Genomic DNA, 21,244 nt, shown 5'->3' with positions numbered 1-21,244 from the left:
GACCCTGCTCACATGGGTGCCATCGTCGTCGCCACCACCATCGGACTCGTCGCCATCGGGCTGGTCCTCGGAATCGTCGTGCTCGCGGTCTTCGCGCTGGCCGGGATCAAGGCCCTCAACGCAGCGCACGACGGCCGGTCCAGGTTCGTGAACCGCACCCAACGGCAGCGGAGCTGATCACCATGCGCAGTCGGATCGGGGGAGACCTGCTGATGGTGCTGGTGCTGCCGCTGGTGGGGCTGGCGCTCGGCGGTGTGATGGCGATCGTCATCTCCCAGGCCTGGGGACTTCCGCTGTACCTGTTCTAGGCCGTCCCCGGCAGCCGGGCGGCCTCGATGCCGCGCCCGGCGATGGCTGCTGCCTGCGGCGCGGCCCGCGTTGGTGGGTCCGGTCGCGGGCGCGGTGCCACCGCCGTCGATGACCAGCACCCTCCTCCTCGCGCGGCGTTCCTGATCATGGAGGTCGCGGTCACTGCTTCGCTTCTGCAAGTGGTTCACCGGTTCAGACCTGCTCGGGTGCCGAACCTGCCAAGATGGGAGTCGATCATCCCGCAGTCCGCTTCGGCACGGCGCGGGAGCGCGGCGGCAGGCTTGGAGCACGAGGAGGGGGCACGGTGACGGGATTCGGTGCCAACGCGGGGGAATTCGCCTCCGCGGCCGGGAACATCCGTGGTGCGGCGGATCCGATCCGGGACGACCACAGCAAGAAGATCAAAGATCTCGGCATGGGCGCGAAGGACTTCGGCAAGGCCCACGGTGACCACTTCACCGGCTACCAGGACGCGATGAACAAGCTCTCCGCGTGCGCCACCAGCCTCGCCAACGCGATGGACGACTTCGCCGGGAAGCTGGAGCAGACGGGCGCGGGCTACGACTGGTCCGACGCCGAGGCCGCCGACACCGTCGGCCAGTCGGGGGGTAACTGATGGCGGGCGAGAACGGCTGGAAGTACCCCTACGAGGACGCCGACAACTACGACGAGATCCAAGGGCTGCTCGACAACCCGAACGTGTCGCATGATCTCAAAGAGCAGCTCATGCGCGGGCCCTACTACGGCGGCTACGGCGGTGCCTACGGCGGCTACGGCGGGAACTACCAGTTCGACCAGGCCCTCGAGGACGCCAAGAAGCAGCGCGACGACGCCAAGGAGAAGGAGGAGAGCCACGACCAGGCGGTCACCGACGGCCGGGCCACGCTCGAGGACAGCCGCACCCAGGGCGAGTCCGGTTCCCACGGCGGCGCCGGGGTGGCCACCGCCGATGAGCTCCTCGACGCCGGCAAGCCGGGCCTGCGCTTCTTCGAGCGCTTCGTGCCGCTCTACGAGAAGATCGAGCACGCCTACAACGACAAGAGCAAGGTGCTCGCCGTCGACAAGGTCAAGGAGCTCTACGACCAGCAGCGGGGCTTGAACTTCGACAAGTTCGCCAAGTCCGCCGAGGACCTCTCCGCCGCCGAGAAGGGGATGCGCGAGGCCCACCAGGGCATGTCGGACCGGCTCGGCAAGCTCTGGGGGAGCTGGACCGGCGCCGCCGCCGATTCGTCGCAGCAGTACTTCTCCGGGACCTTCACGCCCACCGCGCAGGAACGGGTGATCACCCGGATCAGCGACGCCGCCGCGATCACCAACGAGAGCTGCAAGTCGATCTCCGAAATGGTCCGGACCAAGGCCGAGTCCGTGCTGGGATTCGACGAGTTCAGCGAGAACATCGGCGGGAAGGGGACCTCGGACTGGGACATCACCATCCAGGTCGCCAACCAGACCGAGGACGAAGAGCTGATGCGCACCGCGTGCCGCGTCTGGGAAGTCAAGATCGACGAGGGCTGCAGCGGCGGCCTCACCGACGAGGCCAAGGAGAAGATCCGGGACGAGTGCATGAAGCAGGTCCGGGAGTGCTTCGCCAAGTCGGTCGAGGACAACTGCGCGAACTTCAAGACGCTCTGCGACGACACCAAGAAGAACATCGACGAGGCGTGGAAGGGCCTGAACGAGGAGCTCGGCAAGGCCGAGGCGAACCCGTTCCAGAACCCGGGCGGCGAGGACTCCGAGCAGCCGCCGGGTGACCAGGGCGGCGACCCCGGCGCGGGCGGCGGCTCGGGTCCGGGCGCCGGTGGCGGTTCCGGCCCGGGTGCGGGTGGCGGTGCCGGTCCGGGTGCCGGGGGCGGCGGTGGCGGCGGCGAGATGCCGCCGGCGCCGGAGGTTCCCGAGGTCGAGACGCCGGAGATGCCGCCGGTGCCGGAAGGCCCGGGTGCGGGCGGTGGTTCGGGCCCGGGTGCCGGTGGTGGCGGTGGTGGCGAGACGCCGCCCACGCCGGAAGCACCGCCGACGCCGGAGACCCCGCCCGCGCCGGAGGTGCCGCCGACCCCGGAGATGCCGCCCGCACCGGAGGTGCCCACGCCGGAGGCGCCGCCGGTGCCGGAGATGCCGCAGGGGCCTGGCGCTGGTGGTGGTGCTGGTCCGGGTGCCGGTGGTGGCGGCGGGACGCCGCCCACGCCGGAGGCGCCGCCGACACCGGAGATGCCGCCTGCGCCGGAGGTGCCGGAGGTCGAGACGCCGGAGATGCCGCAGGGGCCTGGCTCCGGTGGTGGTGGCGAGACGCCGCCCGCGCCGGAAGTTCCGCCGGCGCCGGAGATGCCGCCCGCGCCGGAGGTTCCCCAGGTCGAGATGCCGGACGTGTCCCCGGGCCCGGAGATGCCGCAAGGCCCCGGTGAGGACGACGGCATGGGCGGCGGCGCCGGTGGTGGCATGGGCGGTGGCGCCGGCGGTGGCGTCGGCGAGCCCGAGACCATCACCGTCGGCGAGGGCGAGAACGCCGTCGACGTACGGGAACCCGGCCCGGACGGGCACGTCCAAGTGGAGCTGACCGGCGAGGACGGGCAGCCCAAGACCTACGACGTGATCTTCCCGCCCGAGGGCGAAGCGGGGCAGGCCGTGCCCGCCGGAGTTCCGGGCTTCCCGGCGTCCCCGGGCGTCCCACCGCAGGTCGGCGGGTTCGATGCCCAGCCAGGGCAAGTGCCCGGCCTGGGCGCACCGGGTTCGCCGGGCGTCCCGCCGCAGGTCGGTGGGTTCGAGGGCCAGCCGATGCCGGCTCCCGGGTCGACCAGCGGCTTCGGCGGGCAGCCGATGACCCCGGGTTCGCCGGGGATGCCGCTGGGGCCCGAGGGGCAGCCGATGCCCGCTCCCGGGGCGACCAGCGGGTTCACCGGGCAGCCGATGCCTGGGCAGCCGATGCCGGGCCAGCCGATGCCGGGAGTGCCGCAGGAGGGCGGCTTCGACGCGCCGCAGGCGATGCCGGGCGTTCCGCCGCAGGTCGGCGGGTTCGACGGCGAGACCCCCGGCGCACCGGCGATCCCGGTGCAGGCGGGCGAGGACGGCAAGGCGGTGATCCAGGAGGGCGATCGCACGATCACCTTGGAGCGCACGCCCGAGGGCGAGGTCCGGGTCTCCGTGGACAACGGTGACGGCAGCCCCCGCCTCGACGAGTCCCTCGACTTCGGGGCGGAGCCCCGCCGGTTCGAGGCCGTGACCAGCGAGCCGATGGCCCCCGGCCCGCGGATCGCGGCCGAGGAACCGATGGTCGCTCCGGGGGCGCCGTCCGAGCCCGGCGAAGGGTTCCGCTCGGCCCGGCCGGTCGAGGACGTGCAGGGCGGCGTCGCCGCGACCCCGGCCGGGGTCGCCGGGATGCCCGCCGAGCCGGCCGCGGAGCCGCCGAGCGGTCCGCAGCCCGCGCCCACCACGGCGCAGTCCGCCGGGTTCAGCTCGTTGTTCGGGCAGGCCGACGGCGCGCAGAACTCCTTCGGCAGCGCCTCCGGGCAGCTCTTCGGCGCGGTCGGCGACTCCGGCGGTGCCCAGGGCGCGGGCTCGGCAGTGGGCGGCCCGGCCGTCGGTGGACCGGCGGGCGGCGGCTCGGGCGGTGGTGCCCCCGGTGGGGGCGCCCCGGGGGGTGCGCCGGGAGGCGGCGGCCCGCTGGGCGCGGCGCCCCTGGGAGGCGGCCCGGGCGGCGCCTGGGATCCGCCGGCCGAACCGCCGCGCGGGCCCGGGGCGACCGGCCTGGCCAGCATGGCCGGTGACGCCCCCGCCGCGCCCGAGGCCGCTTCCGGGAGCGCGCAGGGCGCCAGCGGCCTGGCCTCGATGGGCGGTGAGTCCGGTGGCGGCGCGACGTCCTCCGGCGGCGGCCAGAGCTCCGGGGCGATGGGCGGCGGCATGATGGGCGGCATGGGTGGCATGGCCGGTGGCGGCCAGCAGCAGGGCGCCGACCAGGAGCGGACCAACTCCAGCCCGTGGCGCACCCAGGGCCAGCTCTTCGATTCCGGCGTGGACGCGTCGAACGTGCGCTTCCGGTCGGTGCTCGGCGAGGACAAGCAGCAGGAGCAGTGATGCCCGGGGTGGCTGAGGAGGCAGGAGCGCGGTGACCGAGGTCAGCGAGAACGTCAAGGCGTTCCGGAACCGGATGGCGGGGCTGGTCGCGGAGAACTCGGCCAGCGCGAGCGCGGTGCGCCAGCGGTGGCAGGAGTCGGCCGCCGAGGCGGACAAGAACTCCGCGGAGCGCATCGAGAAGGCGCAGAAGCTGGCGGAGCGCATCGCCGAGCGCACCCAGGCGCTGCGCAAGGCGCAGGAGAAGGAGGCAGCCGGGTTCGCGGAGATCTCGGTCCGGGACGACTACGACGAGGACGACGTCGATCCCGAGGTCGAGCGGTTCTCCCAGGGCATCCTCGCCCAGCAGCCGAAGCCGGAGCCGACGGAAGCGGCCGGCACCGCGCAGCAGTCGGCCCAGCAGTCGGCGCCGCAGCCGGGCGAGGCACCGCGCCACGCCCGGCCCGAGCCGGCGCGCCCGGAGCCCGCCGGGTGGGGGGTCCAGGCGGGTCGCTTCGGCCGCCGCGCGGAACCGGAACCGCCACCGGCTCCGCCCCGCGCGCAGCCGAAACCGGCTCCCCGCCCGGCTCCGCGCCGTCCGGCCGCCTACGACGACGAGGAGGACTTCGAAGAGCGGAAGTGGCTGGACTGAGCTGGTGCTGACCGGGCTGCGATCCACCGCGGATCGCAGCCCGGAGCACTACTGCGGGGGCGGGTAGCCCCCGTACTGCTGCGGGGCGCCGTACTGCTGTTGCGGGTACGGCTGCTGAGCGGGCTGCTGGGCTTGCGGTGTCCCGTACTGCTGACCTGGGTACTGCTGCGCCGCGTACTGGGGTGCGCCGTAGTGCGCCGGGGCCTGGGCGGTCGCGGACCGGGGCTTGAGGCCGTTGCGGGTGAACGGCAGCAGGCTCAGCGCGGTGACGATCAGGGTCGGCACCAGCGTGATGACTTCGGCAAAGGAGTACAGGATCTCGCCGAGCGATCCGCCGAGGTACTCCGACGTGGCCCGAAGCACGATGCCCTTGACCAGGAACGCCAGGCACAGCACCGTCGCGCCGATCAGCAGGAACGGGCCGATCCAGTGCCGCAGGATCAGCAGCACGCCGCCCGCGATCAGCGCCAGCCCGGCTGGCACGCAGATCAGCGTGTTGACCAGGTTGCTGAAGGCGAAGTCGAGGGTGATGGCCAGGCCGATGATGATCGCCAGCACGCCGAGCACCCGGGCCGGGACGGCCGAAGCGCCCTGCGGCGGCTGCTGCGGCTGTCCCCATTGCTGCTGGCCCCACTGCTGCGGCTGCTGGTACGCCTGCGGATGGCCGGGTTGCGGCGCGTACCCCTGAGGCCCGGGGTAGCCGGGTTGCTGCTGGTAACCGGCTTGCTGCGGGTACCCGGGAGGTACGCCGGGCTGCTGTGGTGGCTGAGGCGCGCTCATGGCCGCTGATTGTCGCGCATCGGACGAGGGCGGCAGGCGACTCCATCGCAATCGGTGGGCGAACCTGACCGCGACCGGCACCACCGTGCGCACAGCCCCGCACCCGCTCGGGAGCTGAGTGAGGGGCACCTTCATCCGGCACAGTCGGATGAAGGTGCCCCTCACCTGGCATCGATCACCAGGGCGCGGGTCCGAACCCGGGGTGCGGTCCCACCGTGGAGCGCGGCCAGGAGCGCTACTGCTGGGGCGGGTAGCCCCCGTACTGCTGCGGGTGCTGCTGCTGCGGGTACGGCTGCGGGGCGTACTGCTGCTGAGCGGACTGCTGGGGTTGCGGCGTCCCGTACTGCTGACCCGGGTACTGCTGCGTCGCGTGCTGGGGTGCGCCGTGCGGCGTGGCTTGGGCGGTCGCGGACCGGGGTTTGAGGCCGCGGCGGGTGAACGGCAGCAGGCTCAGCACGGTGACGATCAGGATCGGCACCAGGATGCTCAAGTCGCGCCAGGAGAACAGGACCCCGCCGAGCGTGTCGTAGAGGTAGTTCAACGAGGACCGGTACACCATCTGGTCGATCACGTGCACCAGCCACAGCACCGTCGCGCCGATCAGCAGGAACGGGCCGATCCAGTGCCGCAGGACCAGCAGCACGCCGCCCGCGATCGACACGAGCCCGGCGGACACGCAGAGGAGCGGGTTCGTGCCGTGGAAGAAGTAGCCGATGATGATGGCCAAGCCGATGACGATGGCCAGCGCGCCGAGGACCCGGGCCGGGACGGCCGAAGCGCCCTGCGGCGGCTGCCCCCACTGCTGCGGTTGGCCCCACTGCTGCGGCGGCTGCGGGTACGCCTGCGGGTGGCCGGGTTGCTGCGGGTATCCCTGGGGCCCGGGGTAGCCAGGTTGCTGCTGGTAGCCGGGTTGCTGCGGGTACGCGGGGGGCTGGCCGGGCTGCTGGGGCGGTTGGGGCGCGCTCATGGGCGTGATTCTCCCGCACCCGGCAAGGCGGCGGGCGCGGTCGTCGGCGATCGGTGGACTCAGGCGGAGCGGGTGTGCTCGCGGTCGATCTTCGTCCCCGCCACGTCGGCGTCGAGCAGTTCCGCGCCGCGTTCGTCCTCGCGCAGGGTGCGCAGGAAGAACGCGGTCAGCAGCGCCTTGCCCACCCGCTGCGCGGCGTACTCGGAGCGGCCGTGCAGCACCAGCTCCGACCAGTGCCGTCCGGTGGTGAACCCGAGGTGGCTGGCCTTGGGCAGCATCCGGAGCTGGACCGGACCCGCCCAGGCGCGGGCGATCGGTTCGGCGTTGGCGACCGCCGGGGCCAGCAGGTCGTTGCCCGCGGCGAGGTGCAGCCCGGGCACCCGCACCCGGTGGGCCGCCGCCAGCGCGGACGGCCGGGTCTCCGAGGCGGCCAGCGTGGCCACCGCCCGCACCCGCTCGTCCTCCGCCGCGGCCAGCACGGCACAGCCGCCGCCCATCGCGTGTCCCGCGGCGCCGAGCCGGTCGGGGTCGACGCTGATCCCGCCCTCGCCGAGCCGCACGCCGGTGCAGACGTCCAGCGCGGTGCGCAGGTCGGCGGTGAACAGCCGGTGCGAGGCCAGCGCGCCGCGCTGGGTGCCGGGTGCGGCGACCACGAACCCCCAGGACGCCAGGTGCCGCAGCAGCGCGAGGTAGCGCCTCGGCGGTTGCAGCCAGCCGTGCCCGAAGGTGATCGCGGGCAGCCCCGCCCCGCTGCGCGGGGTGCACACCAGCCCGGGCATCCCGACCAGGGACAGGTCCCCGTGCAGGACGTCGTGCGGTCCGCGCCGGGAGAGCTCTTCGAAAGCCTTCTTGGCAGTGCGCCCCATGGTCGGCAACGGTAGCGGACCGGTCGCGCCACGCGCGGTTGCGACCGGGCGGGGGACGGCTGCGACCGTCCTCACGAGGTTGCGGCCGCGCGGAGTCGTTACCCTTGGCCAGGTGTGCGGCATCGTTGGTTACGTAGGACATCGCCCGGCGCTGGACGTCGTGCTGAACGGTCTCCGGCGCCTGGAGTACCGCGGATACGACTCCGCCGGGGTGGCGCTGGCCGACGGCGCGGGCGGGCTGGCGGTCGAGCGGGCCGCCGGTGCGCTGGCGAACCTGGAGAAGCGCCTCGGCGAGGTCGACGGCGACCGCTTCGCGGGCACCAGCGGTATGGGGCACACCCGGTGGGCCACCCACGGGGCGCCGACCGACCGCAACGCCCACCCGCACCGGGACGCCGCCGGCGCGGTCGCGGTGGTGCACAACGGGATCATCGAGAACTTCGCCGCGCTGCGCGCCGAGCTCGAAGCCGCGGGCGTCGAGATGGCCAGCGACACCGACACCGAGACCGCGGCCCACCTGGTCGCCGCCGCCTACGCCGACGGTCCGACCGCCGGGGACCTGACCGCGAGCACGTGCGCGGTCGCCCGCCGCCTGGAGGGCGCGTTCACGCTGGTCGTGACGCACGCCGCCGAGCCGAACACGATCGTCGCGGCACGCCGGTCGTCGCCGCTGGTGGTCGGGGTCGGCGAGGGCGAGCACTTCGTGGCCTCCGACGTCGCCGCGTTCATCGAGCACACCCGCGAGGCCGTCGAGCTCGGGCAGGACCAGGTCGTCACGATCACCGGCGACGGCTACCGGGTGACCGACTTCACCGGCGCGGAGGTCGCCGCCAAGCCGTTCACGGTGAACTGGGACCTGTCGGCCGCCGAGAAGGGCGGTCACGACTACTTCATGCTCAAGGAGATCGAGGAGCAGCCGGAGGCGCTGCGGGACACCTTGAGCGGGCACTTCACCGGCGGCAGCGTGGTCCTCGACGAGCAGCGGCTCACCGAGCAGGACCTGCGCGACATCGACAAGGTCTTCGTCGTGGCCTGCGGCACCGCCTACCACTCCGGCCTGGTCGCCAAGTACGCCATCGAGCACTGGTGCCGGCTGCCCGTGGAGGTGGAGCTGGCCAGCGAGTTCCGCTACCGCGACCCGGTGCTCGGGCGGGACACCCTGGTGGTGGCGATCTCGCAGTCCGGGGAGACCGCCGACACCCTCGAAGCGGTCCGCCACGCCCGCACCCAGCGGGCCCGGGTGCTGGCGATCTGCAACACCAACGGCGCGCAGATCCCGCGCGAGTCCGACGCGGTGCTCTACACCCACGCCGGCCCGGAGATCGGGGTCGCGGCGACCAAGACCTTCCTGGCCCAGGTGGCGGCGAACTACCTGGTCGGGCTGGCCCTGGCGCAGGCGCGCGGCACCAAGTACTCCGACGAGGTGGCCCGCGAGTTCGAGGAGCTCTCGGAGATGCCGGACGCGGTGCGCCAGACCCTCGCCACCGTCGACCAGGTCCGGGACCTCAGCACCCGGCTGGCCACGTCCAAGGCGGTGCTGTTCCTCGGCCGCCACGTCGGCTACCCGGTGGCGCTGGAGGGCGCGCTCAAGCTCAAGGAGCTCGCCTACATGCACGCGGAGGGCTTCGCGGCGGGTGAGCTCAAGCACGGGCCGATCGCGCTGATCGAGGAGGACCTGCCGGTCGTGGTGGTGATGCCCTCGCCGAAGGGCCGGGCGCTGCTGCACGCCAAGATGGTGTCCAACATCCGCGAGATCCAGGCTCGGGGCGCCCGCACCGTGGTGATCGCGGAGGAGGGCGACGACGCGGTGCGGCCGTTCGCCGACGAACTGATCACCATCCCGTCGGTGCCGACGCTGTTCCAGCCCCTGGTCTCCACGGTGCCGTTGCAGGTGCTCGCCGCCGAGATCGCCCGGGCCCGCGGCTACGACGTCGACAAGCCCCGCAACCTCGCCAAATCAGTCACCGTCGAGTGATCTTCCGCTGAGTGAGGGGCACCCTTGACCGAGTAACGGGTCCTTTCAGAATGCGGCGGAGCCGCATGCGGTGAGGCACGCAGCTTGCACCGCTGAGGTTCCGCCACCCGCACCGCCACGCAGGCCATTGGCGAAAGCGGTCCCAACTCGGGCAAGGGTGCTCCTCACTCATGACCCGAACGGGGGTTTCTCGTGATCGTGGGCGTGGGGACCGACCTGGTCGACGTGGCTCGCTTCGCGGCCTCGCTGCGCCGCACCCCGGGCCTGGCCGACCGGCTGTTCAGCCCGGCCGAGCGCACCACCTCGGCGGGCACGCCGCGAGCGGCGCGCTCGCTGGCCGCCCGGTTCGCCGCCAAGGAGGCCGCCGCCAAGGCCCTCGGCGCCCCGGCCGGCTACCGGCTCACCGACTGCGAGGTGCTCAGCGCCGCCGACGGCCGCCCGGAACTGCGGGTGACCGGTCGGCTCGCCGAGGCCGCCGCCGCGCTGGAGGTCACCACCTGGCACGTCTCGCTCAGCCACGACGGCGGGACGGCCTGCGCCTTCGTCGTCGCCGAGCACCGCTGAGCACGCGATCACCTGTGGTGGACCGCGCCCCGGCGTGCAGACTGGGGCCCTACCGCTGGAGGCAGGGAGGCTCGATGCAGGGAGTGTGGACTCCGGACCAGATCCGCGCCGCCGAGCAGCGGCTGTTCGCCAGGACACCGGAGCCCGCGGTGATGCGCCGGGCCGCGTTCGCGGTGGCGGCCCAGACGGCGCAGCTGCTCACCGAGCAGACCGGCGGCGTGACCGGTCGCCGGGTGGTGCTGCTGGTCGGCGGCGGCAACAACGGCGGTGACGCGCTGTGGGCGGGGGCGTTCCTGCGCCGCCGGGGCGCCGCGGTGACCGCCGTGCTGCTCTCCCCGGACAAGGCGCACCCGGCCGGGCTCACCGCGCTGCGCCGCGCCCGGGGCCGGATCGTCGAGGCCACCGGGGCCAGCCCGGACACCGCCGGGATCGGAGCCGCCGCCGCGGACGCCGTGGAAGGCGCCGACGCGGTCGTCGACGGCATCGTCGGGCTCGCCGCGCGCGGTCCGCTGCGACCCGTCGCCGCCGAGCTGGTCCGCCGGGTCGCCGCGCCGATCGTGGCCGTCGACCTGCCCAGCGGCGTCGACCCGATCACCGGTGCGGTCGAGGGCGCGGCGGTCCAGGCCGAGGTCACGGTGACCTTCGGCGGGCGCAAGCCCTGCCACGTGCTCGGCCGGGCGGCGGTGCGCTCCGGCGACGTGCAGGTGGTGGACATCGGCCTCGACGACGACCTCGGCGAGCCGGAGCTGCGGGTCCTCGAAGCGGCCGACGTCGGCGAGCGCTGGCCGGTCCCGCGCCCGGAGGACGACAAGTACAGCCAGGGCGTCATCGGGGTCGCCGCCGGATCGGCCACCTACCCCGGGGCCGCGGTGCTCGCCGCCGGGGCGGCGGTGCGCACCACCTCCGGGATGGTCCGCTACGCCGGGCCCGCCGCCGACGTCGTCCGCGCGCACTGGCCCGAGGTGATCGCGACCGGCTCGATCACCGACGCCGGGCGGGTGCAGGCGTGGGCCGTCGGTCCCGGGATCGGCACCGGGGCCAGCGGCCGGGACGTGATGCTGCACGTGCTGCGCTCCGGCCACCCGGTGTGCGCCGACGCCGACGCGATCACCCTGCTCGCCAAGGACCCCTCCCTCTGGGACGCGCGCGAACCCGACGCCCCGCTGGTGCTCACCCCGCACGCGGGCGAGTTCACCCGGCTCTCCGGCGACGAGCTCGGCATCGACCGGGTCGGCGCCGCCCGCGAGGTCGCCGCCCGCTACGACGCCGTGGTCCTGCTCAAGGGCAACACCACGGTGATCGCCGCGCCGGACGGCCGGGTGCTGGTCAACGACTCGCACCACGCGTGGCCGTCCACGGCGGGCTCCGGCGACGTGCTCACCGGGATGATCGGCGCCCTGCTCGCCTCCGGCGTCGACGCCTGGGAGGCGTGCGGCTACGCCAGCCACGTCCACTCCCGCGCGGCGGCGCTGGCCGCCCGCGGCACCGGCGGCCACGGCGTCGGCGCCCCGATCGGCGCGTCCGCCCTGCTCGCCGGCGTCCCGGAGGCGATCCGCACCGTCCGCGCCGCCGCCCTGGCGTGACCGCAGGAGGGACGCCTTTCTGCCACCGGTGGCAGCAGGGGAACCTTCCTGTCACGGGTGGCAGCGGGGGAACCTTTCTGTCACCGATGGCAGGAGGGGAACCTTCCTGTCACCGGTCGCCGGAGGGCCACTTTCCTGTCACCGGTGGCACCAGGGGAACCTTCCTGTCACCGGTGACAGCAGGGCCACTTTCCTGTCACCGATCCCGGCGACGGCACGTGACGGGAGGTACACCCCGACGGCTGACCTGCGGGAGGAGGGCGCGGACCGACGACGTCGGGGGCGCGGGGTGTGGGACGATGGCGCTGTCATGAGCGACCAGCCCGCCCACCGCGCCGACCTGCGCATCGACGTCGCCGCGCTCCGCCGCAACGTCGGCATCCTCGCCGAGCGCGCCCGCCGGTCGGGCGCGCGCACGATGGTCGTGGTGAAGTCCGACGGCTACGGGCACGGGGCGGCGACCGTCGCCCGCGCCGCGCTGGCCGCCGGGGCCACCGACCTCGGCGTCGCCTCGATCGACGAGGGCAGGCAGTTGCGCGCCGCGGGCATCACCGCGCCGATCCTGGCGTGGCTCTACGCGCACGACGAGGACTTCGCGCCCGCGGTGGCCGCCGACCTGGAGCTGTCCGCGTCGTCGGTGGCGCAGCTGCGGGCGATCGCCGCCGCGGCCGCGGCGCAGGGCCGGATGGTGCCGGTGCACCTCAAGATCGACACCGGGTTGTCCCGCAGCGGGTGCCCGGAGGAGCTGTGGCCGGAGCTGGTCGCGGCGGCGGCGAAGGCGCAGGCCGACGGGGACGTGGAGGTCGCGGCGGTGTGGTCGCACCTGGCCAGCGCCGACGAACCGGGCGATCCGTCGATCGACCGGCAGGCGGCCCGGTTGCGCCGCGCCCACGAGCAGGCCCGCGCGGTGGGGTTGACGCCGATCCGGCACCTGGCCAACTCGGCCGCCGCGCTCACCCGCCCCGACCTGCACTTCGAGCTGATCCGCCCGGGCATCGCCGCCTACGGCTTGGACCCGGTGCCGCAGCACGGCGACCACGGGCTGCGCCCGGCGATGACGTTCCGCTCCTCGGTGACGATGGTGAAGCGGATCGCCGCCGGGGAGAGCGTGTCCTACGGCCGGACCTGGACCGCCGACCGGCCGGTGACGCTGGCCTTGGTCCCGGTCGGCTACGCCGACGGCGTGCCCCGGCGGTTGTCCGGCGCGCTGGAGGTGTGGCTGGCGGGCCGCCGCCGCCCGGTGGTCGGCCGGGTGTGCATGGATCAAATCGTGGTGCGCTGCGACGACGACGAGGTCCGCGAGGGCGACGAGGTCGTGCTGTTCGGCCCGGGTGAGCGCGGCGAGCCGACGGCGGCGGAGTGGGCCGACGAGCTCGGCACCATCCACTACGAGGTCGTCAGCGGCATGTTCCGCCCCCGGGTGACGCGGACCGTGGTGGACGAGGACCCCCGATGAGGCCGGTGTGGCAGGCGCTGGCCTGGACCGGCGGCGTCGTCGGCGCGGCGGTCACCGGCGCCGTGGTGGGCGTCGCCGCGCACAGCACCCGCGCCCAGCGCCGGTCCGACGGTGCGCTGCTGGACGAGAAGCCCGGCGGTCTGCTCCCGGACCGGCAGTCCACGGTGGCGGCCGACGACGGGGTGCCGCTGGCGGTGCAGGAGGTCGGGCCGCTGGACGGTGGTGCGGCGGAGCTGACCGTGGTGCTGGTCCACGGCTACGCGATGGACTCCCGGTGCTGGCACTTCCAGCGGCGCGACCTGCCGGAGCTGACCGGCCCCCGGGTCCGGCTGGTGCTCTACGACCAGCGCAGCCACGGCCGTTCCGGGCAGTCCTCGCGCAGCGGCAGCACCATAGACCAGCTCGGCCGGGACCTGGACGCGGTGCTGCGGGCGACCGCGGCGAGCGGGCCGGTGGTGCTGGTCGGGCATTCGATGGGCGGCATGACGATCATGGCGCTGGCCGAGCAGCGACCGGAGCTGTTCCGCGGCCGGGTGCGCGGGGTGGCGCTGATCGGCACCTCGGCGGGTGCGGTCGGTGCGGCGGGGCTGTCCCGCCCGTGGCTGTCCCGGTACAACCCGATCACCCGCGGCCTGTCGATGGTGGTCGGGGTGCAGCCCGCGCTGGTGGAGCGGATCCGCCGCACCGGTGATCCGCTGGCCCGGACCCTCATCCGGCGGTTGGGCTTCGCCGACCGCGACGTCTCGCCCGCCGTGGTGGACCTGGTCGCCGAGATGATCGGCGCGACGTCGGTCGAGGTGGTGACCGACTTCCTGGAGACCATCGGCACCCACGACCGCAGGGCCGCGCTGGCCGCGCTGGCGGAGTGCGAGGTGCTGGTGCTGGCCGGGGATTCCGATCGGATCACGCCGTTCTCGCACGCGGAGGTGATCGCCGGGGAGCTGCCGACCGCCGAGCTGGTGCAGGTCGAATCCGCCGGGCACCCGGTGATGCTGGAGCGGCACGAGGTGGTCACCGAGCAGCTCGTCGCGCTGATCCGGCGGGCGTACGCGGGGGAGGAGCGGTGATGGACACCGAGCACGTGCTGGAGCTGGCCGAGGAGTCCGACACGCTGGAGTTCGGCCGCCGGTTGGGCGGGCTGCTGCGGGCCGGTGACCTGGTCCTGCTGGACGGTCCGCTCGGCGCCGGCAAGACCGTGCTGACCAGGGGGATCGCCGCCGGGCTCGGGGTGGCGGGGCGGATCACCTCGCCGACGTTCGTGATCGCCCGGGTGCACCGGCCGGAGCGCGGCACCGGCCCGGCGCTGGTGCACGTGGACGCCTACCGGCTGGGCGGGCTGGACGAGATCGACGACCTCGACCTGGACACCGACCTCACCGAGGCCGCCGTGGTCGTGGAGTGGGGCGCCGGGATGGCCGAGCGGCTGGCCGACGAGCTCCTGCTGGTCCGGCTGCGCCGCCGCGCCGACGACGTCCGCGAGCTGGTCCTGGAGCCGCGCGGCGAATCCTGGCGGCGACGGGTCGACGAGCTAGGGTGACCGAATTCCTCGCCGGGTTCCCCGGCCCGCTGGCGCTGCTGTTCGCCGCCGCCGTGCTCGCCGCCGAATCGGGGCTGCTCATCGGGATCTTCCTGCCGGGCGCCGGGCTCGTGGTGGCGCTGGGCTGGCTGGCCGGGCACGGCGTGCTGGAGGTCTGGGCGGCGATCGGCACGGCCGCTGCGGCCAGCGCCGGTGGCGCGCAGCTCGGCTACCTGCTCGGCGGCACCGGTTCCGGGCGGTTGCGGGAGTTCGCGGTGCGCCGCTTCGGCGCCGACCGGATCGAGTCCGCTGTGGACGGACGTGCGGTGGCGGCGGCGCAGGCGCTCGCGGTGGCGCGGACCGTGGTGCCCCGGCTGGCCGCGCGCAGCGGCGTCGGGCACCTGAGGTTCACCGCGTGCACCGTGCCGGTCGCGCTGGCCTGGTCGACCGCCTGGGTGCTGCTCGGCGCCTGGTCCGGCGCCGCCTACGAGCAGGTGCGCACCGCGTCCGGCCTGTTCGGCGTGCCGCTCCTGCTGGTCATCGCGCTGGTCGCCCTGGTGGTCCGCTGGGCCCGCCGCAGAACGCGGACCCGCGGCTGACCTCCGAACCGGGTGAGGGGCACCTTCATCCGACTATGCCGGATGAAGGTGCCCCTCACTCACAACCTCTCCGAGTGATCACCACCCGTTCGTGAGCTGGGTGAGGGGCACCCTTGCCCAAGTAACTGGGACAAGGGTGCCCCTCACTCACGTCACGTTCGGATGATCGGGGTGAGGGCGCCTTCGCTCGGTTGAGCACCGGGCCGCGGGGACCCGGGCCGTGGGGCTCAGGCCGTGGTGATCTCGGCTGCGAGTTCCTTGGCCAGGCGTTGCATCAGGGGGATGACGTCGTCGGTGGTGATCCGGGTCATCCGCCCCTCGGGGCCGCTGATCGAGATCGCCGCGCCCGCCGGGGCGCCCGGCACCGCCACCGCGTAGCAGCGCACGCCGACCTCCTGCTCGCCGTCGTCGACGGCGTAGCCCTGCTCGCGGATGCGGCCGAGCTCCTGCTGCATGCCTTCGACGGTGGTGATGGTGCGCTCGGTCTCGGGGCGCATCCCGGCGCGGGTGAGCAGTTGCGCCACCGAATCCGCCGGGAGGTTGGCCATCATCGCCTTGCCGACGGCGGTGGCGTGCGCGTCGACCCGCCTGCCGACCTCGGTGAACATCCGCATCTGGTGCCGCGAGGGCACCTGCGCGACGTAGACGATCTGCTCGCCGTCGAGCACCGCCATGTTCGACGTCTCGCCGGTGGCCTCGGTCAGCTCCGCCAGGTAGGGGCGGGCCCAGGAGCCGAGGGCCTTGCTCGCGGTCTCGCCGAGCCGGATCAGCCGGGGGCCCAGCGCGTAGCGGCGGGACGGCTGCTGGCGGGCGTAGCCCGCGCTGACCAGGGTGCGCATGATCCGGTGGATCGTCGGCAGCGGCAGCCCGGACCTGTCGGCCAGTTCGGAGAGCGCGACCTCGCCGCCCGCGTCGGCCATCAGCTCAAGCAGGTCGAAGGTGCGTTCCACCGACTGGACTCCTCCGCTGGGCTGGGAGCGGCGCGGGCCGGTGGTCATCGGGAACTTCCTCTCGGCAGGACGGGGTGGCCGTGCCGCAGTCTAATCGCTGTCGAGTGCGACAGCTCATGTTGCTTTCGGCGCCATGCGGAAACTAACATCCACGATGCAGAATAACAGGACGGGCGTACCGCTTGGCGCGGACGCGGCGTCGCGCGGCCATCCGCGCGCGACCGCCCGGCGCGCCGCCAGGTGAGCCAACCAAGCCACCGATCTGACGAACCCGGCAGCAGAAAGGGTGGAACACCCATGTCCGCGAACCCACACGGCGTCCAGGTGCTCGGCGGTCCCGTCGAGCGCGGGGACGAGATCCTGACCCCGGAGGCCCTCGACTTCGTCGCCGGGCTCCAGCGCGCCTTCGGCGCCCGCCGCGACGAGCTGCTCGAGCGCCGCGCGCAGCGCCGCGCCGAGGCCGCCCGCACCGGGCGGCTCGACTTCCTGCCCGAGACGCAGCACATCCGCGAGGGCGACTGGCAGGTCGCCGCGCCGCCCGCCGACATCGCCGACCGCCGCGTCGAGATCACCGGGCCCACCAGCCGCAAGATGGCCATCAACGCGCTGAACTCGGGCGCCCGCGTGTGGCTCGCCGACCTGGAGGACGCCAACACTCCGCACTGGGACAACGTCGTCTCCGGCCAGGTCAACCTGTACGACCTGGTGCGCAAGCAGATCGAGCTCACCACGCCGGAGGGCAAGCAGTACACCCTCCGCGACGACGTGCGGCACGCCGTCCCGCTGGTGCGCCCGCGCGGCTGGCACCTGCCGGAGAAGCACCTGCTCGTCGACGGCGAGCCCGCGGTCGGCGCGCTCGTCGACTTCGGTCTGCACTTCTTCCACAACGCCCAGGAGCTGCTGAACCGGGGCAGCGGGCCGTACTTCTACCTCCCCAAGATGGAGAGCCACCTCGAAGCGCGGCTGTGGAACGACGTGTTCACCCACGCCCAGAGCGAGCTCGGCATCCCGCACGGCAGCGTCCGCGCCACCGTGCTCATCGAGACCTACCCGGCGGCGTTCGAGATGGAGGAGATCCTCTACGAGCTGCGGGACCACTCGGCCGGCCTCAACGCCGGGCGCTGGGACTACCTGTTCAGCGTGATCAAGACCTTCCGCGACTCCGGCGAGTACATCCTGCCGGACCGCAACTCGGTCACCATGACCGCGCCGTTCATGCGCGCCTACACCGAACTGCTCGTGCGCACCTGCCACAAGCGCGGCGCGTTCGCCATCGGCGGGATGGCCGCGTTCATCCCGACCAAGGACCCGGCGACCAACGACAAGGCGATGGGCAAGGTCCACGAGGACAAGAAGCGCGAGGCCGGCGACGGCTTCGACGGTTCCTGGGTCGCCCACCCCGGTCTGGTGCCGATCTGCTTCGAGGAGTTCGACGCCGTCCTCGGCGACGAGCCCAACCAGATCGACCGGACCCGCGAGGACGTCACCGTCACCGCCGACCAGCTCCTCGACGTCGCCGCCACCCCGGGCGAGCGGACCATCGAGGGCCTGCGCGCCGCGGTCGACGTGGGTGTGCGCTACATCGCCTCCTGGCTCGGCGGGAACGGCGCGGCGGCCATCCACAACCTGATGGAGGACGCCGCCACCGCCGAGATCTCCCGGTCGCAGATCTGGCAGTGGCTGCACAACGACGTCGTGCTGGCCGGTGGCGAGCGGGTGACGGTCGACCTCGTGCGGGAGGTGCTGGCCGACACCGAGAAGGAGCTGCGCGGCGAAGGTCTCGCGCAGGACCAGGTGGGTCGCGCGGTGGAGCTGTTCGAGCAGGTGGCGGTGGCCGACGAGTTCGTCGACTTCCTGACCCTGCCCGCCTACGACGACCTGCCCTGAACGGCTGATCTTCTTCCGAGTGAGGGGCACCTTCGTCCGACCATGCCGGAGGAAGGTGCCCCTCACTCCGGGTGCGTGCGGAGGACGTTCGGGCGGGTGTCGCGCGGTGGTGCGGTGGCCGTCCGGCGCCTGAGATTTCCGGCCCGTCGCGGTGGCGGGTCCGGTGGTTGAGGAGGGAGAGCGCGATGGTGGGCACCTCGTTGGACGCGGCGGAGGTCGAGCGGCGGTTGTCGCGTCTGTCCGCTGTGGACGAACGCGTCGCGGCGGTGTACCCGGGGGCCGGTGCGGCCCGGCAGCCCGTGCACACCTGCTACGTCCCGGCCGGTGACGTCCGCGCCGACACGCTGCGGGAATGGGCGCGGCAGGCTTCGGCGGTGTTCGCCGAGCACGTCGCCGACGCCGCGGCGCTGGCCGAGATCGTCGGCCTCGATCCCGCGATCGCGACCGCCGTGCACCCCCGGGTGGCGGCGAAGCTCGCCGACGCGCCCGTGGAGGACCTGCGCATCGACTTCGAGGACGGCTACGGGCGTTCCGGGGACGACGTCGAGGACGCCGACGCCGAGCGCACCGCCGGGGTGGTCGCCGACTGGGCCGCCGCCGGAACGCTGCCGCTGGGCGTCGGGCTGCGGGTGAAGTCCTTCGACGGTCCCGAATCGCGGACCCGGTCGGTGCGGACGCTGGACGCGTTCCTCACCGCGCTGCTGCGCCGCGGCCCGCTGCCCGACGGGTTCGTGGTGACCTTCCCGAAGGTCGTCGACGTCGCCCAGGTCGAGGTGTTCGTCGAAGTCCTCGGCCTGCTTGAGCAGCGGCTCGGACTGCCGGACGGGGCGCTGCGGTTCGAGATCCAAGTGGAGACCACGCAGTCCATCGTGGACTCCGACGGCCGGTTCGCGCTGCCCCGGTTCCTGCGCGCCGGGGCCGGACGGGTCAGCGGGCTGCACTTCGGCACCTACGACTACACGGCGGCCTGCGGCCTGACCGCCGCGCACCAGCACCTCGCCCACCCGGCCTGCGACTTCGCGCGGCACGCGATGCAGGTCGCCGCCGCGGGCACCGGGGTGTTCCTGTCCGACGGCTCGACGAACGTGCTGCCCGTCGGCGACCAGGTGCGGCACGGCCTCCGAACGCACTGGGAACTCGTCCGCCGCTCCCTGTCCAACGGCTACTACCAGGGTTGGGACCTGCACCCGGGACAGCTCATCACCCGCTACGCGGCGGTGTTCGCGGCGTTCCGGGAAACCGCGCCCGCCGAGGCGCGGCGCCTCTCCGACTACGTGTCCGCCTCCGGCGGCGCGGTCCTCGACGAACCCGCGACCGCCCGGGCGCTGGCCGCCTCCTTCGTCCGCGCGCTGGACAACGGGGGGATCGATGCGGCGGAGGTGCAGGAGCTGACAGGGACAACAGAACAAAAGATCCGAGAGCTTGGGAGGCTTTGATTCTGTTGGGTCTTTTTGCTAGGCGGTGCCGATAGCGGAACCTCAGCGGCCTTCTCGCGGTGGAGAGTGTTGTGGTCCTTGTGCTGAGCGGTGCGGGTGGCGGAACCTCAGCTGCCTTCTCGCTCCGGGCGCCCTTCTTGATGTATGCCAATACACGGCATCAGGGCGTCCTCGCGAGAAGGCCGCTGAGAACCCGCGGCGGTGCAAGCTGCGAGGGTGGGGCAAGGCGGAAGCGGCTTTCGCCGCTTGCCTGACGGTGGTTCTGTTCGGCGCGTGCGTGGGCTGGAAGCGGCTGCTCCCCCGGTGTGGTTCTGGCGGTGGTGCGCGACTGCGGGAGCGGCGGCTGCTGCCTCGCTTGGTTGTTGAAAAGGTCCGTGGGCGGTCTGGACAAACGGTTGTCCGGCGTGAGCAGATGAGCTGACCCGGACGAAGGAGTTGCGCGGTATGCGGATCAGAGGAGCCGTTCTCCAGGAAAGCGGCAGGCAGGGGCCGTGGGAGCAGACCCGGCCGCTGGCGGTCACCGACCTCGACCTCGACGGGCCCGGTCCCGGCGAACTCCGCGTGCAACTCGAAGCGGCCGGGGTGTGCCACTCCGACCTCTCCGTGGTCGACGGGAACCGGCCGCGCCCGGTTCCGATGCTGCTCGGGCACGAGGCGTGCGGGCGGGTCGCCGAGGTCGGACCGGACGTCACCGACGTGGCGGTCGGGCAGCGCGTCGTGCTCTACTTCGTGCCCCGGTGCGACGAGTGCGACGCCTGCCGGGCCGGGGGCCGGATGCTCTGCACCCCGGGCTGGGCGGCCAACGGCGAGGGCACGCTGCTGTCCGGCGCGCGGCGGCTGCGCTGGGACGACCGGGACGTGCACCACCACTGCGGCGTCTCCGGTTTCGCCACCGACGCCGTGGTGTCCCGGCACTCGGTGGTCCCGGTCGGCGACGACATCCCACCGGAGGTCGGCGCGCTGCTCGGCTGCGCGGTGCTCACCGGGGGCGGGGCGGTGAAGAACGCCGCCCGGATCCAACCCGGCGAGGACGTCACCGTCGTCGGCGTCGGCGGGGTCGGGATGGCGGCCGTGCTGGTCGCGATCGCCTGCGGTGCCGGGCGGGTCACGGTGATCGACCCGCTGCCCGCCAAGCGCGCCCGCGGCCTCGAACTCGGTGCGGCGCAAGCGCTCTCCCCGGACGAGGCCGCCGACGCCGGGCACCGCTGCGGGCTGGTCGTGGAGGCCACCGGCAACCCGAAGGCGTTCGAGCAGGCCGTCCAGGTCACCGCGCCCGGCGGCCGGACCGTCTCGGTCGGGCTGGCGCACCCGGCGGCCAGCAGCAGCATCTCGCCGCTGGCGCTGGTCAGCGAGACCCGCAGCATCATCGGGTCCTTCCTCGGCTCCGGGCTCCCGGCCACCGACATCCCGGAGTACGCCGACCTGTGGCGGGCCGGGAAGCTGCCGGTGGACCAGCTGGTCTCCTCGACGATCGACCTCGACGCGATCAACCACGCGATGGACGAGCTCGCCGCCGGGCGGGCGATGCGCCAGGTCATCCGGTTCTGACAGCTCGTTCGGCGAACGCACCTCGCGCGGCGGTGCGGGCGGCCGAACCTCAGCGACCTCCTCGCGAGGAGGCCGCTGAGACCCCGCGGCGGCGCCGATGTCGTGCGTGGGCCAA

General features: G+C 73.5%; 19 protein-coding genes. 15 read left to right on the top strand and 4 right to left on the bottom strand.

What is annotated here, in order from left to right:
* The first annotated feature begins 12 nt into the window (after window positions 1-12).
* From ACQP0T_RS25085 to ACQP0T_RS25065, 5 genes are all read left to right on the top strand, one after another.
* The gene (locus ACQP0T_RS25085; RefSeq protein ID WP_433870266.1) at window positions 13-177 is read left to right on the top strand and encodes a hypothetical protein; all 165 of its coding nucleotides are present in this window, start codon (window positions 13-15) and stop codon (window positions 175-177) included.
* A 5-nt stretch (window positions 178-182) separates the two neighbouring features.
* On the top strand, window positions 183-308 hold the full coding sequence (locus ACQP0T_RS25080; protein ID WP_433870265.1) for a hypothetical protein: 126 nt from the start codon (window positions 183-185) through the stop codon (window positions 306-308).
* 305 nt (window positions 309-613) lie between these two features.
* Window positions 614-925: a WXG100 family type VII secretion target gene (locus ACQP0T_RS25075; protein ID WP_345357761.1), complete on the top strand. Its 312-nt coding sequence runs from the start codon at window positions 614-616 to the stop codon at window positions 923-925.
* On the top strand, window positions 925-4,374 hold the full coding sequence (locus tag ACQP0T_RS25070) for a hypothetical protein (protein ID WP_433870264.1): 3,450 nt from the start codon (window positions 925-927) through the stop codon (window positions 4,372-4,374). Before ACQP0T_RS25075 ends, ACQP0T_RS25070 begins: the two co-directional genes overlap by 1 nt.
* 31 nt (window positions 4,375-4,405) lie before the next feature.
* A complete protein-coding gene (locus tag ACQP0T_RS25065) occupies window positions 4,406-5,002 on the top strand; it encodes a hypothetical protein (RefSeq protein ID WP_433870263.1) in 597 nt (198 codons plus the stop codon).
* Window positions 5,003-5,050: 48 nt separating this feature from the next.
* Here the strand turns inward: ACQP0T_RS25065 and ACQP0T_RS25060 are convergent, their stop codons facing one another.
* From ACQP0T_RS25060 to ACQP0T_RS25050, 3 genes are all read right to left on the bottom strand, one after another.
* Window positions 5,051-5,782: a hypothetical protein gene (locus ACQP0T_RS25060; RefSeq protein ID WP_433870262.1), complete on the bottom strand. Its 732-nt coding sequence runs from the start codon at window positions 5,780-5,782 to the stop codon at window positions 5,051-5,053.
* 235 nt (window positions 5,783-6,017) lie between these two features.
* The gene (locus ACQP0T_RS25055) at window positions 6,018-6,749 is read right to left on the bottom strand and encodes a hypothetical protein (RefSeq protein ID WP_433870261.1); all 732 of its coding nucleotides are present in this window, start codon (window positions 6,747-6,749) and stop codon (window positions 6,018-6,020) included.
* Window positions 6,750-6,808: 59 nt separating this feature from the next.
* On the bottom strand, window positions 6,809-7,615 hold the full coding sequence (locus ACQP0T_RS25050; RefSeq protein WP_433870260.1) for a dienelactone hydrolase family protein: 807 nt from the start codon (window positions 7,613-7,615) through the stop codon (window positions 6,809-6,811).
* Between the two features lie 112 nt (window positions 7,616-7,727).
* Between ACQP0T_RS25050 and glmS the strand changes: the two genes are divergently transcribed.
* From glmS to ACQP0T_RS25015, 7 genes are all read left to right on the top strand, one after another.
* Entirely contained in the window at window positions 7,728-9,590 is a 1,863-nt protein-coding gene (gene glmS / locus ACQP0T_RS25045) for a glutamine--fructose-6-phosphate transaminase (isomerizing) (RefSeq protein WP_433870259.1), read from the top strand.
* 192 nt (window positions 9,591-9,782) lie between these two features.
* The gene (locus ACQP0T_RS25040; RefSeq protein WP_433870258.1) at window positions 9,783-10,154 is read left to right on the top strand and encodes a holo-ACP synthase; all 372 of its coding nucleotides are present in this window, start codon (window positions 9,783-9,785) and stop codon (window positions 10,152-10,154) included.
* Window positions 10,155-10,228: 74 nt separating this feature from the next.
* Window positions 10,229-11,737 carry an NAD(P)H-hydrate dehydratase gene (locus ACQP0T_RS25035; RefSeq protein ID WP_433870257.1) on the top strand — a complete coding sequence of 503 codons (1,509 nt, stop codon included), beginning with the start codon at window positions 10,229-10,231 and terminating at the stop codon, window positions 11,735-11,737.
* A gap of 310 nt (window positions 11,738-12,047) precedes the next feature.
* Window positions 12,048-13,193: an alanine racemase gene (gene alr / locus ACQP0T_RS25030; protein ID WP_433870256.1), complete on the top strand. Its 1,146-nt coding sequence runs from the start codon at window positions 12,048-12,050 to the stop codon at window positions 13,191-13,193.
* Complete coding sequence (locus ACQP0T_RS25025; protein WP_433870255.1) at window positions 13,190-14,260, top strand: alpha/beta fold hydrolase; 1,071 nt, start codon at window positions 13,190-13,192, stop codon at window positions 14,258-14,260. Before alr ends, ACQP0T_RS25025 begins: the two co-directional genes overlap by 4 nt.
* Window positions 14,260-14,730 (top strand): tRNA (adenosine(37)-N6)-threonylcarbamoyltransferase complex ATPase subunit type 1 TsaE, encoded by a 471-nt coding sequence (gene tsaE / locus ACQP0T_RS25020; RefSeq protein WP_345357792.1) that lies wholly within the window; start codon window positions 14,260-14,262, stop codon window positions 14,728-14,730. Before ACQP0T_RS25025 ends, tsaE begins: the two co-directional genes overlap by 1 nt.
* Window positions 14,727-15,308 carry a DedA family protein gene (locus ACQP0T_RS25015; protein ID WP_433870254.1) on the top strand — a complete coding sequence of 194 codons (582 nt, stop codon included), beginning with the start codon at window positions 14,727-14,729 and terminating at the stop codon, window positions 15,306-15,308. The genes tsaE and ACQP0T_RS25015 overlap by 4 nt, the downstream gene beginning before the upstream one ends.
* A gap of 227 nt (window positions 15,309-15,535) precedes the next feature.
* Here the strand turns inward: ACQP0T_RS25015 and ACQP0T_RS25010 are convergent, their stop codons facing one another.
* A complete protein-coding gene (locus tag ACQP0T_RS25010) occupies window positions 15,536-16,306 on the bottom strand; it encodes an IclR family transcriptional regulator (RefSeq protein ID WP_345357798.1) in 771 nt (256 codons plus the stop codon).
* A 249-nt stretch (window positions 16,307-16,555) separates the two neighbouring features.
* On the opposite strand from ACQP0T_RS25010, the gene aceB reads away from it, so the two are divergent.
* From aceB to ACQP0T_RS24995, 3 genes are all read left to right on the top strand, one after another.
* Window positions 16,556-18,145, top strand: a complete 1,590-nt coding sequence (gene aceB, locus ACQP0T_RS25005; protein ID WP_433870253.1) for a malate synthase A — start codon at window positions 16,556-16,558, stop codon at window positions 18,143-18,145.
* A gap of 185 nt (window positions 18,146-18,330) precedes the next feature.
* Window positions 18,331-19,581 carry a DUF6986 family protein gene (locus ACQP0T_RS25000; RefSeq protein ID WP_433870252.1) on the top strand — a complete coding sequence of 417 codons (1,251 nt, stop codon included), beginning with the start codon at window positions 18,331-18,333 and terminating at the stop codon, window positions 19,579-19,581.
* A 444-nt stretch (window positions 19,582-20,025) separates the two neighbouring features.
* On the top strand, window positions 20,026-21,129 hold the full coding sequence (locus ACQP0T_RS24995) for an alcohol dehydrogenase catalytic domain-containing protein (RefSeq protein WP_433870251.1): 1,104 nt from the start codon (window positions 20,026-20,028) through the stop codon (window positions 21,127-21,129).
* The last annotated feature ends 115 nt before the right edge of the window (window positions 21,130-21,244 follow it).

This window comes from Saccharopolyspora sp. CA-218241, from assembly GCF_050954615.1.
Taxonomy (GTDB): domain Bacteria; phylum Actinomycetota; class Actinomycetes; order Mycobacteriales; family Pseudonocardiaceae; genus Saccharopolyspora; species Saccharopolyspora cebuensis.
Note: the sequence above shows the minus strand (reverse complement) of the source record. Positions and strands in the feature narration are given on the sequence as shown.

Excerpts from the sequence above, each read along its gene's own strand:
- ACQP0T_RS25085 (WP_433870266.1), top strand. The coding sequence starts at position 13 with ATGGGTGCCATCGTCGTCGCCACCACCATCGGACTCGTCGCCATCGGG.
- ACQP0T_RS25080 (WP_433870265.1), top strand. The coding sequence starts at position 183 with ATGCGCAGTCGGATCGGGGGAGACCTGCTGATGGTGCTGGTGCTGCCG.
- ACQP0T_RS25070 (WP_433870264.1), top strand. The coding sequence starts at position 925 with ATGGCGGGCGAGAACGGCTGGAAGTACCCCTACGAGGACGCCGACAAC.
- ACQP0T_RS25060 (WP_433870262.1), bottom strand. The coding sequence starts at position 5,782 with ATGAGCGCGCCTCAGCCACCACAGCAGCCCGGCGTACCTCCCGGGTAC.
- ACQP0T_RS25055 (WP_433870261.1), bottom strand. The coding sequence starts at position 6,749 with ATGAGCGCGCCCCAACCGCCCCAGCAGCCCGGCCAGCCCCCCGCGTAC.
- ACQP0T_RS25050 (WP_433870260.1), bottom strand. The coding sequence starts at position 7,615 with ATGGGGCGCACTGCCAAGAAGGCTTTCGAAGAGCTCTCCCGGCGCGGA.
- ACQP0T_RS25035 (WP_433870257.1), top strand. The coding sequence starts at position 10,229 with ATGCAGGGAGTGTGGACTCCGGACCAGATCCGCGCCGCCGAGCAGCGG.
- alr (WP_433870256.1), top strand. The coding sequence starts at position 12,048 with ATGAGCGACCAGCCCGCCCACCGCGCCGACCTGCGCATCGACGTCGCC.
- ACQP0T_RS25025 (WP_433870255.1), top strand. The coding sequence starts at position 13,190 with ATGAGGCCGGTGTGGCAGGCGCTGGCCTGGACCGGCGGCGTCGTCGGC.
- tsaE (WP_345357792.1), top strand. The coding sequence starts at position 14,260 with ATGGACACCGAGCACGTGCTGGAGCTGGCCGAGGAGTCCGACACGCTG.
- ACQP0T_RS25010 (WP_345357798.1), bottom strand. The coding sequence starts at position 16,306 with ATGACCACCGGCCCGCGCCGCTCCCAGCCCAGCGGAGGAGTCCAGTCG.
- aceB (WP_433870253.1), top strand. The coding sequence starts at position 16,556 with ATGTCCGCGAACCCACACGGCGTCCAGGTGCTCGGCGGTCCCGTCGAG.
- ACQP0T_RS25000 (WP_433870252.1), top strand. The coding sequence starts at position 18,331 with ATGGTGGGCACCTCGTTGGACGCGGCGGAGGTCGAGCGGCGGTTGTCG.
- ACQP0T_RS24995 (WP_433870251.1), top strand. The coding sequence starts at position 20,026 with ATGCGGATCAGAGGAGCCGTTCTCCAGGAAAGCGGCAGGCAGGGGCCG.